The 14,714-nt window shown below is 73.9% G+C and carries 13 protein-coding genes; 4 read left to right on the forward strand and 9 right to left on the reverse strand.

Going from position 1 to position 14,714, the window contains the following annotated elements:
* Positions 1–59 precede the first annotated feature (59 nt).
* The 3 genes from V2S66_RS09595 to V2S66_RS09605 are packed head-to-tail and all read right to left on the reverse strand — an operon-like array spanning position 60 to position 2,252.
* Entirely contained in the window at positions 60–1,328 is a 1,269-nt protein-coding gene (locus V2S66_RS09595; protein WP_330794119.1) for a tetratricopeptide repeat protein, read from the reverse strand.
* Positions 1,329–1,362: 34 nt separating this feature from the next.
* Positions 1,363–1,662: a DUF3039 domain-containing protein gene (locus tag V2S66_RS09600; RefSeq protein WP_330794120.1), complete on the reverse strand. Its 300-nt coding sequence runs from the start codon at positions 1,660–1,662 to the stop codon at positions 1,363–1,365.
* Between the two features lie 11 nt (positions 1,663–1,673).
* Entirely contained in the window at positions 1,674–2,252 is a 579-nt protein-coding gene (locus tag V2S66_RS09605) for a YqgE/AlgH family protein (RefSeq protein ID WP_330794121.1), read from the reverse strand.
* A gap of 169 nt (positions 2,253–2,421) precedes the next feature.
* Between V2S66_RS09605 and murA the strand changes: the two genes are divergently transcribed.
* Positions 2,422–3,771, forward strand: a complete 1,350-nt coding sequence (gene murA, locus V2S66_RS09610; RefSeq protein ID WP_330794122.1) for a UDP-N-acetylglucosamine 1-carboxyvinyltransferase — start codon at positions 2,422–2,424, stop codon at positions 3,769–3,771.
* Between the two features lie 125 nt (positions 3,772–3,896).
* Here murA and V2S66_RS09615 read toward each other — a convergent pair whose 3' ends face one another.
* The 6 genes from V2S66_RS09615 to V2S66_RS09640 all read right to left on the reverse strand — a co-directional run bounded on the left by V2S66_RS09615 (position 3,897) and on the right by V2S66_RS09640 (position 11,017).
* Positions 3,897–4,178, reverse strand: coding sequence for an HU family DNA-binding protein (locus tag V2S66_RS09615; RefSeq protein WP_033176253.1), 282 nt, complete (start codon positions 4,176–4,178; stop codon positions 3,897–3,899).
* Between the two features lie 282 nt (positions 4,179–4,460).
* Positions 4,461–5,915, reverse strand: a complete 1,455-nt coding sequence (locus V2S66_RS09620) for an NAD-dependent malic enzyme (protein WP_330794123.1) — start codon at positions 5,913–5,915, stop codon at positions 4,461–4,463.
* 449 nt (positions 5,916–6,364) lie between these two features.
* A complete protein-coding gene (locus tag V2S66_RS09625; RefSeq protein ID WP_330794124.1) occupies positions 6,365–8,623 on the reverse strand; it encodes a HelD family protein in 2,259 nt (752 codons plus the stop codon).
* 612 nt (positions 8,624–9,235) lie between these two features.
* Positions 9,236–9,787 carry a CGNR zinc finger domain-containing protein gene (locus V2S66_RS09630; protein WP_330794125.1) on the reverse strand — a complete coding sequence of 184 codons (552 nt, stop codon included), beginning with the start codon at positions 9,785–9,787 and terminating at the stop codon, positions 9,236–9,238.
* Between the two features lie 13 nt (positions 9,788–9,800).
* Positions 9,801–10,190 (reverse strand): DUF397 domain-containing protein, encoded by a 390-nt coding sequence (locus V2S66_RS09635; RefSeq protein ID WP_330794126.1) that lies wholly within the window; start codon positions 10,188–10,190, stop codon positions 9,801–9,803.
* On the reverse strand, positions 10,169–11,017 hold the full coding sequence (locus tag V2S66_RS09640) for a helix-turn-helix domain-containing protein (RefSeq protein WP_330794127.1): 849 nt from the start codon (positions 11,015–11,017) through the stop codon (positions 10,169–10,171). The genes V2S66_RS09635 and V2S66_RS09640 overlap by 22 nt, the downstream gene beginning before the upstream one ends.
* Before the next feature lie 198 nt (positions 11,018–11,215).
* Here V2S66_RS09640 and V2S66_RS09645 point away from each other — a divergent pair, with 198 nt between their 5' ends.
* From V2S66_RS09645 to V2S66_RS09655, 3 genes are all read left to right on the forward strand, one after another.
* On the forward strand, positions 11,216–11,713 hold the full coding sequence (locus tag V2S66_RS09645; RefSeq protein WP_330794128.1) for an ATP-binding protein: 498 nt from the start codon (positions 11,216–11,218) through the stop codon (positions 11,711–11,713).
* Between the two features lie 269 nt (positions 11,714–11,982).
* Entirely contained in the window at positions 11,983–13,371 is a 1,389-nt protein-coding gene (locus V2S66_RS09650; RefSeq protein WP_330794129.1) for a nitrate/nitrite transporter, read from the forward strand.
* A gap of 163 nt (positions 13,372–13,534) precedes the next feature.
* A complete protein-coding gene (locus tag V2S66_RS09655) occupies positions 13,535–14,704 on the forward strand; it encodes a uroporphyrinogen-III synthase (RefSeq protein WP_330794130.1) in 1,170 nt (389 codons plus the stop codon).
* Positions 14,705–14,714: the final 10 nt, after the last annotated feature.

Raw genomic sequence — 14,714 nt, forward strand, 5'->3', positions numbered from 1 at the left:
GTCCTGTGCGGGCTCCCCCCGACCCTCGACGACGTCCCCCCGGGACCGCCCGGCCGGGGTCAGAGCGCGTGCCGGCGCTGCGCGTGCAGCCGGCCGGTGAGCAGCATGGCGGCGCCGCAGCCGGCCACCGTCCAGCCGGCGTGGGCGACCGTCAGTTCGGCCCAGGTGCGCCCGGAGACCGCTCCGCGGCCGCGCGCGGCCAGCGCCAGCGTGACCCCCGCCAGCGGGCCCACCGCCGCCAGCTGGAGCCGCACCAGCCAGCCGTAGCGCAGCATCCTGCGCGCGTACATGTCGCCGTACCACCAGCGGGCGGCTGCCAGCAGCGAGGCCACCGCGGCCAGGCCCGCGGCGGCGAGCGGCGCGACCGCCCAGACCGGCCAGCCGCCGGACCGCCAGCCGCGGTCGGCGGCCAGGCCGGTGGTGAGCAGCACCGGCATCGGCAGCAGCGCCGCCAGCCGGACCGCGGCGATCCGCCACAGCCAGTCGTCGCCGACCATCTCGGTGCGGGTGGTGGCCCGGATGCCGCGCAGCCGGCTGCGGGCGCTGATCCCCGAGCGGCGCGCGCCGGCCCTGACCACCAGGGCGGCCAGCGCGAACGTGGCGAGCAGCGCCGCGCCCGCGGAGACGAGCTGCCAGGTGCCGCCGGACTCGATCCCGTAGAGCTCGACGCCCCAGAACAGCGCGAGGCCGATGCCGCCGAGGAGGACCCCGCCGCGCGGGGCGACCAGCTGGCCGGGCTCCGCACCCAGCGTCAGCGCCCGCTCGACGGCCGAGTCGTGCTCGGTGCGGTGCCGCCTGGGCAGCCGGCCCAGCGGGCCGCGGCCCGCGGACAGCGAGCGGGCCAGCGCCACCTGGGCCTCGGCCTCGTGCGGCGCCAGTGCGACGGCCCTGCGGGCGGCCGCCACGGCGTCCGGCAGCCGGCCGAGCCGCCGGTAGACGTCGGAGAGCAGCACCGACGGCTCCCAGCCGTCCGGGTCGGCCCCCGCGGCGCGCAGCGCCACCGTCAGCGCGGCGTGCGGCTCGTCCAGGGACAGCAGGACCACCCCGGCCAGCACGAAGACGTCCGCGGTCTCACCGGGCCCGGCGAGCGCCAGCGCCCAGTCGACCGCCTCGCGGGCCTGCGCGGGCCGCCGCTCCTGGGTGAGCACCCAGGCGCGCAGCAGATAGCCCGCACTGCCGTTGCGCTCCACGAAGGCGTCACTGACCAGCGCGTGCGCCTCGGCGAACCGGCCCTGGCCGACCAGCGCGTGCACCCGCTCGCCGCTGCTCGCGTCGTCGGGTGCGATCCCGTCCGGCCAGGCGTCGCCCGGGAGGTCGTCGTCGGACATGCGGTCCGTGCCGTCCGTGCCTGACCGCCCGCCGTCAGCCGTTCGCGCCCTGGCCCGAGGAGTTCTTGTCCCCGCCGCCGCCACCGACCGGCATGCCCTCGTAGATCTCCTTGCACATCGGGCAGACCGGGTACTTCTTCGGGTCCCGCCCGGGGACCCAGACCTTTCCGCACAGCGCGACGACGGGCGTGCCTTCCAGCGCGCTCGCCATGATCTTGTCCTTCTGGACATAGTGCGCGTAGCGCTCGTGGTCGCCGTCACCGTGGGAGAGCTGCGGAGTGGGCTCGACCAGGGTGCCGGTGCCCGTCCCGCGCTCGGGCTCAAGAGTGCTCATAACCCTCAAGCCTAATTGAGACTCGGATCGTCGGGATACGTGGCCACCATCGCCAGCTCGTTGCGCTGCCGGCGCAGCACCGAGCGCCACAGCCGCTCGGGGTCCGGCGCGGACACGTCCCCCGGCTCGGACTCCACCACGTACCAGGCGCCGTCGACCAGCTCGCGCTCCAGCTGGCCCGGCCCCCAGCCGGAGTACCCGGCGAAGATGCGCAGCGAGCCCAGCTCGGCGGCGAGCAGTTCCGGCGGCGCCTCCAGGTCGACCAGGCCGATCGCGCCGTGCACCCGGCGCCAGCCGAGGGTCGGCTCCTCGCCGTCCTCGGGCGGCTCCCCCGGCACCACGGCCAGGCCCAGCGCGGAGTCCAGCGAGACCGGGCCGCCCTGGAAGACCACCGGCGGCGCGCCGGCCAGCGCCGCCCACGGTTCCAGCACGTCACCGACGCCGACCGGGGTGGGCCGGTTCAGCACGACGCCCAGCGTGCCCTTCGCGTCGTGGTCCAGCAGCAGGACCACGGCGCGGTCGAAGTTGGGGTCCGCCAGCTTCGGCGTGGCCACCAGCAGCCGGCCGGTGAGCGAGGAAACCTCGGTCATGGTCCACATGATCCCCCAACCGGCGGCAAGACGGAGGGTCAACGGCATGGCCGCCGAGCGCACTACCATTCGTTCCTGGTTCCCGCGCTGCCGCGTGACCGACGGCCGCGCTGTCGCCGCGCCCGTTCCACCCCTGCCCGTATGACCGCTCCCGAAGATCGCGAGTTCCATGACCGACATCGCCGATGTTCTGCTTGTCCATGGCGGCACCCCGCTGGAGGGCGAGATCCGTGTCAGAGGCGCGAAGAACCTCGTGCCCAAGGCCATGGTGGCCGCGCTGCTGGGCAGCGAGCCAAGCCGGCTGCGCAACGTGCCGGACATCAGGGACGTGCGCGTGGTGCGCGGCCTGCTGCAACTGCACGGCGTCACGGTGGACAGCGGCGACGAGCCGGGTGAGCTGGTCCTCGACCCGACGCGGGTGGAGAGCGCGAACGTCGCGGACATCGACGCGCACGCCGGCTCCTCGCGGATTCCGATCCTGTTCTGCGGCCCGCTGCTGCACCGGCTGGGGCACGCCTTCATCCCCGGCCTCGGCGGCTGCGACATCGGCGGCCGGCCGATCGACTTCCACTTCGACGTGCTGCGCAAGTTCGGCGCGACCATCGACAAGCGGGCCGACGGCCAGTACCTGGAGGCCCCGCAGCGGCTGCGCGGCTGCAAGATCCGGCTGCCCTACCCGTCGGTCGGCTCCACCGAGCAGGTGCTGCTGACCGCGGTGCTCGCCGAGGGCGTGACGGAACTCACGAACGCGGCGGTCGAGCCGGAGATCGAGGACCTGATCTGCGTCCTGCAGAAGATGGGCGCGATCATCTCGCTGGACACCGACAGGACCATCCGGATCACCGGCGTGGACAAGCTCGGCGGCTACACCCACCGGGCCATCCCCGACCGCCTGGAGGCGGCCTCCTGGGCGAGCGCGGCGCTGGCCACCGAGGGCGACATCTACGTCCGCGGCGCGCAGCAGCGCTCGATGATGACCTTCCTCAACACCTACCGCCGGGTCGGCGGCGCCTTCGAGATCGGCGACGAGGGCATCCGCTTCTGGCACCCCGGCGGCCCGCTGAACGCCATCGCGCTGGAGACCGACGTGCACCCGGGCTTCCAGACCGACTGGCAGCAGCCGCTGGTCGTCGCGCTCACCCAGGCGTCGGGGCTGTCCATCGTGCACGAGACGGTCTACGAGTCCCGGCTCGGCTTCACCTCCGCGCTCAACCAGATGGGCGCCCACATCCAGCTCTACCGGGAGTGCCTGGGCGGCAGCGCCTGCCGCTTCGGGCAGCGCAACTTCCTGCACTCGGCGGTGGTGTCGGGCCCGACCAAGCTGCAGGGCGCGGACCTGGTCATCCCCGACCTGCGCGGCGGATTCTCCTACCTGATCGCGGCGCTGGCCGCGCAGGGCACCTCGCGGGTGCACGGCATCGACCTGATCAACCGCGGCTACGAGAACTTCCTCGCCAAGCTGGAGGGCCTCGGCGCGCACATCGAACTGCCCGACCGGGCCGCCGCCGCGGTGGCCTGACCGGCCGTCGGCCGGCGGCGGCGCGCAACGCGCCCCGGCCGGCACGACGAAGGGCGGCCGCCCCCTCCCGGGGGCGGCCGCCCTTCGTCGTGCTGCGCGCCGCTACAGGCCGTGCGGCCCGGGGCTCACTTGCCCTTGGCGGATTCCTTGAGCTTGGAACCCGCGGAGACCTTGACGCTGTACCCGGCCGGGATGTTGATCGGCTCACCGGTCTGCGGGTTGCGGGCGGTGCGGGCGGCACGGTGGGTGCGCTCGAAGGTCAGGAAGCCGGGGATGGTGACCTTCTCGTCGCCCTTGGCCACGATCTCACCGACGGTCTCGGCGAAGGCGGCCAGAACGGCGTCGGCGTCCTTGCGGGTCACCTCGGCGCGGTCGGCCAGCGCTGCCACCAGCTCACTGCGGTTCATATCTGTACTCCCGTGTTCTTTCTGCCATGGGGGCGCGAGCTCGAAGCTGTTGCTGTGTGCCTCACTGCCCAGGTGTGCATCCTGCCCCCATATATGGGGGGAAAGCCAATCGCCTGTCCGCGCGAGTCGCGGAAAAAGCCCTGCGGACGGGCCGTGATGACGCATTGTCGCCGGGGGGTCGACGCTCCGGTTCCGTTTGTGTGCGCCGGAGCGCGACGGGTCCGCGCGGCGCCGCGGAAGACGCCGCGCGGACCCGTCGCGCACAGAACCGAACAACCGTCCCTAGGCGGGCATCGGGCCGCGTCCGGCGGGGGCGACGGCCGGCCCCTGCGCCTTCGCGGCGTCCCGCACCGCGCCGGCCACGGCGCCGGCCACCTTGTCGTTGAAGACGCTGGGAATGATGTAGTTGGGGTTCAGCTCGCCGTCCCCGACCACGCTCGCCAGCGCCCGCGCCGCGGCGAGCATCATCTCGGTGTTCACCGTGCGGGACTGCGCGTCCAGCAGGCCGCGGAACACGCCGGGGAAGACCAGCACGTTGTTGATCTGGTTGGGGAAGTCGCTGCGTCCGGTGGCGACCACCGCGGCGTGCTCGGTGGCCGCGCCCGGGTCGACCTCGGGGTCCGGGTTGGCCAGCGCGAAGACGATCGAGCCGTCGGCCATCCGGGCGATGTCCGAGCCGTCCAGCACGTTGGGCGCGGAGACGCCGATGAAGACGTCGGCGCCGACCACGGCCTCCTTCAGGGTGCCGGTGACGCCCTCGGGGTTGGTGTTGTCGGCGATCCAGCGCAGCGCGCTGCCGCTCGGCGCGTCGCCGTCGGCCTTGATGTCGTCGCGCTCGGCGTGCACCACGCCGTGGATGTCGGCGACCACCGCGTGCTTGACGCCGGCCGCGGTCAGCAGCTTCAGGATGGCCGTGCCGGCCGCGCCCGCACCGGACATGACGACCCGCACGGCGCCGATCTCCTTGCCGACGCAGCGCAGCGCGTTGGTGAGCGCGGCGAGCACCACGATGGCGGTGCCGTGCTGGTCGTCGTGGAAGACCGGGATGTCCAGCGCCTCGCGCAGCCGCGCCTCGATCTCGAAGCAGCGCGGCGCGGAGATGTCCTCGAGGTTGATGCCCGCGAAGCCGGGGGCGATCGCCTTGACGATCTCCACGATCTGGTCGGTGTCCTGGGTGTCCAGGCACAGCGGCCAGGCGTCGATGCCGGCGAACCGCTTGAACAGCGCCGCCTTGCCCTCCATCACCGGCAGCGCGGCCTTCGGCCCGATGTTGCCCAGGCCCAGCACCGCGGAGCCGTCGGTGACCACCGCCACCGAGTTCCTCTTGATGGTCAGCCGGCGGGCGTCCTCGGGGTTCTCCGCGATGGCCATGCAGACCCGGGCGACGCCCGGCGTGTAGATCATGGACAGGTCGTCGCGGTTGCGGATCGGGTGCTTGGACTGCATCTCGATCTTGCCGCCGAGGTGCATCAGGAAGGTACGGTCGGAGACCTTGCCGATCGCGACGCCCTCGATGGACCGCAGCTTGCCGACGATCTCGTCGGCGTGCTCGGTCGAGGTGGCCGCGATGGTGACGTCGATGCGCAGCTTCTCGTGTCCCGACGCGGTGACGTCCAGGCCGGTGACCGAGCCGCCGGAGGACTCCACCGCGGTGGTGAGCCGGCCGACGGCGGTCCCGCTGGCGGGGACCTCCAGCCGCACCGTGATCGAGTACGAGACGCTTGGCGCCGTTGCCATGACGACCTTCTTCCGGTTCCTGCCTGAGGGTGGTTCGTTGCGCGCATCGATCGTTGCACCTACCTGCGGGTACAGATAAACGCACCGCGATGGTGGAAGACTACTTCCACGATGTGAAGCTCAGGCAACGCCCGTGGGATTTCCGCCCGGCGGGAAGAGGTTCCGGGATCGGTTTGTTAGCCTGGGTACGGCACCGGCTCGATCCAAGCCCCCGGGCCCAACCTTAGGCGCTTCGAGCGCCCACTTGCCGCGAGGCGAGCATGGCGGGTCGGTGTCGCAGACCACGGAGGCCCCTCCTCAGGAGGGGCCTCCGGCATGTTCGGCGTGCTCCGCCCGGGACGCCCGGCCACGGGCGGAGGGAACGCGCGACCGGCCCGCCGGCAGGCCGCGCCCGGCGGACGCGCGCGACCCCCCGCGGCGGGAGGCCGCCCGCGCCGCGGCCGACCGGGTCAGTCCGCCCGGAGCAGGTCCGGGACTCCGGCGGCGTCGGGGAGGTCGGCCTCCCGGGCGAGCACCGTCAGCCGCTGCGTGGCCCGCGTCAGCGCCACGTACAGCACCCGCAGCCCGGCAGGGGACTCCTCGGCGATCTCGGCGGGCGACACGACGACCGTCGCGTCGTACTCCAGCCCCTTCGCCTCCAGGCTGCCGAGCGCGACCACCCGGTCGCCGAGGCCGCGCAGCCACTGGCGCGCCTGCGCACGCCGGTTCATCGCGACGACCACGCCGACCGTGCCGTCGACCTCCTCCAGCAGCCGCGCCGCGGCGTCCCGGACGGACGCGGCCAGGTCCGGCCCGGCGACCTCGTAGCGGGGCAGCACTCCGGTGGAGCGCACCGCGCGGGGCGACGGGCTGCCCGGCATCGCCAGCGCGAGGACCGTCGAGGCGACCTCGGCGATCTCCGCCGGGTTGCGGTAGTTGACGGTGAGGGTGAAGCGGCGGCGCGGCCGGTTGCCGAGCGCCTCGTCGCGGGCGCGGGCCGCCTCGTCCACGTCCGACCAGGAACTCTGCGCGGGGTCGCCGACGATCGTCCACGTCGCGGTGCGCCCGCGGCGCCCCACCATCCGCCACTGCATCGGCGTGAGGTCCTGCGCCTCGTCCACGATGACGTGCGCGTACTCGACGCGCTCGCGGGCCAGCCGGTCGGCGCGCTCCCGGCGGCTCTCGCCGCGGGCCTGCGGCATCAGCTCCTCCAGGCCGGTGAGCTGGTCCATCGGGTCCAGCTCGCGCTTCTTCTCCCGCGGCGGCGACCCCAGCAGCGTCTCCAGCTCGTCGAGCAGCGCCACGTCGTGCACCGAGAAGCCGTCGCGACGCAGCGAGCGGGCCACCCGGCGGACCTCCGGCGGGGTCAGCACCCGCCGGGCCCAGCGCGACAGCCGCCGCTCGTCGGCGAGCGCGGCCAGCACCCTGGCCGGCGCCAGCACCGGCCACCACGCGTCGAGGAAGTCGGTGAACTCCGGCTCGGTGCTGACGTCCTCGTCGAACCCCTGGCGCTCCTCCGCGGCCAGCTCCGTGTCGTCGAAGCGGCGGCCGGTCCTGCGCCACAGCGCGTCCAGCAGCAGCCGGCGGGCGCGCGGCCGCAGCAGGTTCACCGGCGCGGTGCCGGCCAGCACCTGCTGGCGCACCGAGGACAGCTCCTGGGCGTCCAGTTCGAGGCGGCGGCCGAAGGCCACCACCCGCAGCAGCCCGGGGCCGCCGTCCGGCAGGTCCAGGCAGCCGCGCGCGGCGTTGCGCAGCACCTTCTGCATCCGCAGCGAGCCCTTGATCCTGGCCACCGCAGGCTCGTCGTACAGCTCCGCGCTCACCCCGTCGACCAGCGAGCCGACCGCGCGGATCGCCACCTGGCCCTCCTCGCCGAGCGAGGGCAGCACGCCCTCGGTGTACGCGACGAGCAGCGGCGTCGGGCTGACGCACAGGATGCCGCCGGCGTAGCGCCGCCGGTCCTGGTAGAGCAGGTACGCGGCCCGGTGCAGCGCCACCGCGGTCTTGCCGGTGCCGGGGCCGCCGGTCACCTCGGTGACGGACGCGGCGGGCGCGCGGATCACCAGGTCCTGCTCGGCCTGGATGCTGGAGACGATGTCCCGCATGCTGTGCGTACGGGCCTGGCCGAGCGCCGCCATCAGCGCGCCGTCGCCCACCACCGGCAGCCCCGTGGTCAGCTCCGGCCTGAGCAGGTCGTCCTCGACGCCGAGGACCTTGCGGCCCTTGGAGCGGATCACCCGGCGGCGCACCACCCGGCCCGGCGCGACCGGCGTCGAACGGTAGAACGGCGCGGCGGCCGGCGCCCGCCAGTCGATCACCAGCGGGGCGTAGTCCGTGTCGAGCACGCCGATCCGGCCGATGTGCAGCGTCTCCGCGATGTCCGCGGTGGCGTCCTCGCGGATCGCGTCGTCCGCCGGGTCGACGGAGGTGAAGGCGCCGTCGGCGCCCTTCTTCCCGTCCTTGCCGGCCAGCAGGTCGACCCGGCCGAACAGGAAGTCCTCGAACTCGCTGTTCAGCCGGTTCAGGTGGACGCCGGCGCGGAAGACCTGCGCGTCGCGCTCGGCCAGCGCGCCCGGCGTGCCGACCTGGCCGCGCTGCGCGGCGTCGCTCATCAGGAACTCCGCCTCGTGGATCTTCTCCTCCAGCCGGCGGTACACCCGGTCGAGATGCGCCTGCTCGGCGGCGATCTCCTGGTCCCGGACTCCTGGTGCTGCGGTCTGCGCGGCCACGCAGGGCCCCCTTCGCGTTCGTGCGGTGTCCCTGGCACGACCGCGCCAGGGACAGCCGTCAACCGTACGCGACCTGCGGGCTTCTGCCCACCTCATCGCCTGCGGCGCGCTGGACGCTCCGCGTCCGCCCTTCCCCGGCTCCCTCGACGCCGCACGTCCACCCCTCCCCCCGGGCTGCGCCCGGACCGCGCCGGGCGCTGCGCCCCACCAGGGGCGCGAGGAACTGCGCGAGCAACCCACCACCGGCCGGTGGCCTGGTCTGCGACAGCAATTGCCCCATCGCCCGGTGGCGACCTGCACCCCTCGCGGCGGCTGGCCGCGCAGTTCCCCGCGCCCCTTAAAAACCCGGGCTGCGCCCGGAATGAGCTGGGCGTTGCGCCCGAACAGGGGCGCGAGGAACTGCGCGAGCAACCACCCACCGGCCGGTGGCCCGGCAGCGACAGCAAGCACCCCACCGGGCCGGTGACGACGCACAGCCCTCACGGCGGCTCACAACCACGGGCCGCGCCCGAACAGGGGCGCGGGGAACTGCGCGAGCAACCACCCACCGGCCGGTGGCCCGGCAGCGACAGCAAGCACCCCACCGGGCCGGAGGCCAAGCGCGCCTGCGAGCTAACGGCGACGGTGGCGAGCGACGCGCTCGCGGTTGCCGCAGACTTCGCTGCTGCACCAGCGGCGGCGGCGCCCGCGAGAGGTGTCGAGGTACACGGTCGCGCAGTCGGCCGCCTCGCAGGAGCGGAGCAGGCCGCAGGCCGGGGCGTCCGTGAGGAGCGCGACGCCGTCGCGGGCAACGGCGGCGAGGAGCGACTCCCGGGTGGGCGCGGCGCCAGCCGCCAACACCAGCGTGCCGTCATCGCGCCGCACGGCCTGCGGTACGGGAGCGGGCGCGGCGCGCGCCGCCGCGTTGAGGGCGGCGACGTCCGCCGGATCGGCGGCCGCCCCGCTCATCGCCGCCTCGACCAGCACGGTGAGCGTGGCGCGCAGCGCCCGGAAGGGCCCGAGGCACTGCGCGACGTCGAGCCGCCGGGCGGCCGGAGCCGGCAGCACGCCGGCCCCTACGAGCCACGTCCTGAGGTCCTCCGGCGTCACGAGCCGCTCGTACGGCGTGCGCGCCGACCACGTGGCCACCAGGTCCAGGCAGGGTCTTCCCCCGTCGAACCGCATCCGCCGCACCTCCTCAGCGGGCGGGAAGCCCGCCGTCGCGCAGGGTGGAGAGGAAGGCGGCCCACTCGGCCGGGGCGAACGCGAGGACCGGACCGTGCGGGTCCTTGCTGTCGCGCACCGGCACGACGCCGGGGGTCCCGACCCCCACCTCGACGCACTCGGACCCTTGGTCGCCGCCGCTATAGCTGGACTTGCGCCAACTGACGTCGCGCACCTCGGCGACGAAGGCGGTCCACGCCGCGGGCGTGAAGCTGAGGACCGGACCGTGCGGGTCCTTGCTGTCGCGCACCGGCACGACGCCCGGGGTCCCGACCCCCACCTCGACGCAGGCGTCGCCCTGTTCGCCGCCGCTGTAGCTGGACTTGCGCCACTGAATGCCGTTCAGCTCGGGGGTGACTCGCATCGCTTGTGATCCTCCAGGACGGCCTCGATGAATCTCGCGGACGCTCCTGGGGACAGGGCGCACGCTTTCATCCGATCGTAGTCGCGGATGCTGCGTGCGATGGTGGCTCGGTCGTCGAGCATCTCCCCTGCGGTACTGCTCTCGGCGTAGGCCGCCGTCGAACTGTCCGGCAGGGTCAGCAAGATGAAGGTGCCGTTGAAAAGCGGGTAGCTGTAATGCGAGAACGGCATGACCTGCACCGTGGTGTGCGCAGTGTCCACGAAGGTCAGCAGCGCGGTGAGTTGCTCGCGCATGGCGGTGGGTCCGCCAGTGGTGCGCCTCAACGCCGACTCGTCCACGATCGCCCAGAAATCCGGCGTGTTGTCGCCGCGCAGGCGTTCCTGACGACTCAGGCGCTTCTCCACCTCGTGGTTGACCTCCTTCTCACTCCACTCAGCGTGAGCGGCGACGAACTGCGCCCGCATGTACGCCTCAGTCTGGAGCAGGCCAGGGACGATACTGGCTCCGTACACCTGAATCCGCGTCGCGCGACCCTCCAGCGCAAGGCAGTGGTCGAAGCGCCGCGGCACCCGCTCGCGTTGGACGATCTCCCAGAGCCCGGCGAAGAGCTGCCCGGTACCGAAGGTCGCGTCCAGCTTCTCCGGCAGCGGGGGTAACGGCAGCCGCTCCCCCACCTCGACGCCGTGCAGGTGCGACTTGCTGTAGTTGACGATCTCCGCCATGCGGTCCAGGGACAAGCCGGCCGCGCTGCGCAGCCGTCGCTGCTCCGCGCCGAACAACTCCCGCGCGGAGTTGGACGGTTTGAGTTCACGTGGAGTGGGTGCCATGCCCGCGCAGCGTAGTCTCGCTGGGCGACCGGAGGGACACGGAACGTGAGTCCGCTTGTCCCACAACTCACCGTGGGACAAGCGGCGATGGCCGCGGCGCGGGGCCCGGCAGGATGGCCGGAAGCGGCCTTGTGCCCGGCCGTCCGGCGGGACGCCGGACCCCTTGGGGTGTTGTCGCTGCGCCGCGACGATGGCGGCATGCACTCCTCCGCCAGGCCCTGCCCGTCCCCGCAGCCGGGGAACCCCGCCCTCGATCCCCCGGCCGGCGAGGCCGTCTGGCACCTGCCGCGCCACGGGCGCAGCGTGGGCCGCGGCCGCGCCGCCCTGCGCGCGCAGGCCGCGGCGTGGGGGTTGCCGGAGGACACCGCCGAGACCGCCGTGCTGCTGGTCAGCGAACTCGTCACGAACGCGGTACGGCACTCCCGGGTGCGCGGCCGGCGGATCGAGATCCGCTGCGAACTGCGCGAGGGCGCGCTGCGCGTGGAGGTGTCCGACGCGGGGGACGGCGTGCCGGCGGTGCGCGCGGCCGGGGCGGACGACGAGTCCGGGCGGGGGCTCGCCCTGGTGGCGGCGCTGGCCGCGGACTGGGGCGTCCTGCCGCGCCCGCACGGCATCGGGAAGACCGTCTGGTTCGCGTGCCGGCTGCCGAAGCCGCCACCGCTGCCACCCCTGCCACCGCCGGTCAGCGGCCGGTGACCGCTCGCGTCGAACTGGGCGGCGTACCACCCACCAGGCGCGGGCGCACACGCAGACGCAGACGCAGACGCGGACACGCTCGGCAGCGGCACCGAGACCTGACGGAGAAGGCGCGGGCGGCGCACGCGGCGCACCACCGCCGGGTACGGGGCTCACACCGCCCCCCTGCTCCGGGTGAGTCCAAGGTTGCGCCCGCGTCACGTCGCGGACCATCGGGCCGAAACCCGCGATTCCTAGGGTCGGCGGCACACTTCGACGAGGGAGACGCGATGGGCGACGTGGCGGGCGGCGTGGCGGGCGGTCTGAGAGGCCGCTGGATCGAGCAGTGGGACCCCGAGGACGAGACCTTCTGGAACGAGGGCGGCGGCCGCAGGACCGCGGCCCGCAACCTCTTCTTCTCGGTGCTCTCCGAGCACATCGGCTTCTCGGTCTGGAGCCTGTGGTCGGTGATGGTGCTGTTCATGGGCCCGGCCTACGGCGTGGACCCGGCCGGCAAGTTCTTCCTGGTGGCGATGCCGACGCTGGTCGGCGGCCTGCTCCGGGTCCCGTACACCTTCGCCGTGGCGGTCTTCGGCGGCCGCAACTGGACGGTGGTCAGCGCCCTGCTGCTGCTCGTGCCGACGATCACCGCGGCCGTGGTGATGAAGCCCGGCGTCTCCTACAGCACCCTCATGCTGGTCGCCGCGCTCACCGGCGTGGGCGGCGGCAACTTCGCCTCGTCGATGACGAACATCAACGCCTTCTACCCGCTCAGGGAGAAGGGCTGGGCGCTCGGCCTGAACGCGGGCGGCGGCAACATCGGCGTGGCGGCCATCCAGCTGGTCGGCCTGCTGGTGATCGCCACCGCGGGGGCCACGCACCCCCGTACGGTGCTCGCCGTCTACATCCCGCTGATCGTCGTCGCCGCGACGCTGTCCGCCCTCTTCATGGACAACCTCGCGCCGGTGCGCAACGACACCGGCGCCGCGATCGCCGCCGCCCGCCAGGGCCACACCTGGGTGATGTCACTGCTGTACGTCGGCACCTTCGGCTCCTTCATCGGCTACAGCTTCGCCTTCGGGCTGGTGCTGCAGAACCAGTTCGGCCGCACCCCGCTGCACGCCGCCTACCTGACCTTCATCGGGCCGCTGCTCGGCTCGGTGGTACGGCCGCTGGGCGGCCGCCTCGCCGACCGCTTCGGCGGCGCGCGCATCACCTGGTGGAACTTCCTCGCCATGGCGGCCGCCACCGGCGTCGTGATCGGGGCGTCCCGGCAGCGCTCCCTCGCGCTCTTCCTGGTCGGCTTCATCGCCCTCTTCGCGCTCAGCGGCATCGGCAACGGCTCGGCGTACAAGATGATCCCCGGCATCTTCCACCGCAAGGCCGAGGCGCGGGGCCTCACCGGGCAGGACGCGGTCGCCTGGGGACGCCGGCTGTCCGGCGCGTCGATGGGACTGATCGGCGCGGTCGGCGCGCTCGGCGGCGTCGGCATCAACCTGGCCTTCCGCGAGTCCTTCCTCAGCGGCCACAGCGGCACCCCCGCCTTCGTGGCCTTCCTCGCCTACTACGGGGTGTGCTTCTGCCTCACCTGGGCCGTATACCTCCGCCGCCCGGCCGCCGCCCCGGCCGGCGCCGCGCACGACGCCCAGCCCCGGCCCGCCGCGTACGCCGAGGTGTGAGCCGCGGAGACCTCCGTAACACCGGGGAAATCCCGGTGAACCGAACCCGTCACCCCGCGTTGGGACGATGACGGCCCCGGCGGGGTGGCCGGGCGCAGGGCGGGGTGGTGTGCGACCCCGCCCGCCGGGCACCAGCACCCTCAGGCAAGGTGGAAAGAACCGTATGCACGGACACAGCAGCAGAGCCGGCGAACCGGGATCGGTGCCGCCGCTGGCGGGGTTCACCGTCGGCGTGACGGCGGCGCGCCGCGCCGACGAGCTGGCGGCGCTGCTGGAGCGCCGGGGCGCGGTGGTGATGCGCGCCCCGGTGCTGCGCATCGTGCCGCTGTCCGACGACGCGGCCCTGCTGGAGACCACCAAGCGGCTGCTGGACCAGGCGCCGGACATCGTGGTCGCCACCACCGCGATCGGCTTCCGCGGCTGGATCGAGGCGGCCGGCGGCTGGGGCCTCGGCGACGCGCTGCTCGCCCGGCTCAGCGGCGTGCAGATCCTCGCCCGCGGACCCAAGGTGCGCGGCGCGGTCCGCGCGGCCGGGCTCACCGAGACCTGGTCGCCCGCCTCGGAGTCGATGGCCGAGGTGCTCGAACGGCTGCTGGAGGAGGGCGTCGAAGGGCGGTGCGTGGCCGTGCAGTTGCACGGCGAGCCGCTGCCCGGCTTCAGCGAGTCGCTGCGGGCGGCCGGCGCGACGGTGGTCGGCGTGCCGGTCTACCGGTGGATGCCGCCGGACGACCTCGCGCCGGTGGACCGGCTGCTCGACGCGGTGTTCGCGCGGTCGGTGGACGCGGTCAGCTTCACCTCCGCGCCGGCCGCGGCCTCGCTGCTGGACCGCGCGGAGCAGCGCGGCCGGATCGGCGAACTCCTCGACGCCCTGCGCACCGACGTGCTGGCCGCGTGCGTGGGCCCGGTCACCGCACTGCCGTTGCAGGCCAGGGAGGTGCCCACGCGGGCGCCGGAACGCTTCAGGCTCGGCCCGCTCGTCCAGCTGATTGCGGCTGAACTGCCCGGCCGGGTGCGCCCGTTGCCGGTGGCCGGGCACCGGGTGGAGATCCGCGGGCACGCCGCGGTCGTCGACGGCCTGCTGCGGCCGGTGCCGCCGGCCGGCATGGCGCTGCTGCGGGCGCTGGCCCGCCGCCCCGGCTGGGTCGTCGCCCGCTCCGACCTGCTCCGCACGCTGCCCGGCGCGGGCCGCGACGAGCACGCCGTGGAGACCGCGATGGCCCGGCTGCGCACCGCGCTGGGCGCGCCGAAGCTGATCCAGACGGTGGTCAAGCGCGGCTACCGCCTCGCCCTCGACCCGCACGCCGACCACAAGTACGCCGCCCCGGGCGCGTAGTTCCGCGGCG

This window comes from Actinacidiphila polyblastidii (assembly GCF_036353415.1).
Classification (GTDB): domain Bacteria; phylum Actinomycetota; class Actinomycetes; order Streptomycetales; family Streptomycetaceae; genus Actinacidiphila; species Actinacidiphila polyblastidii.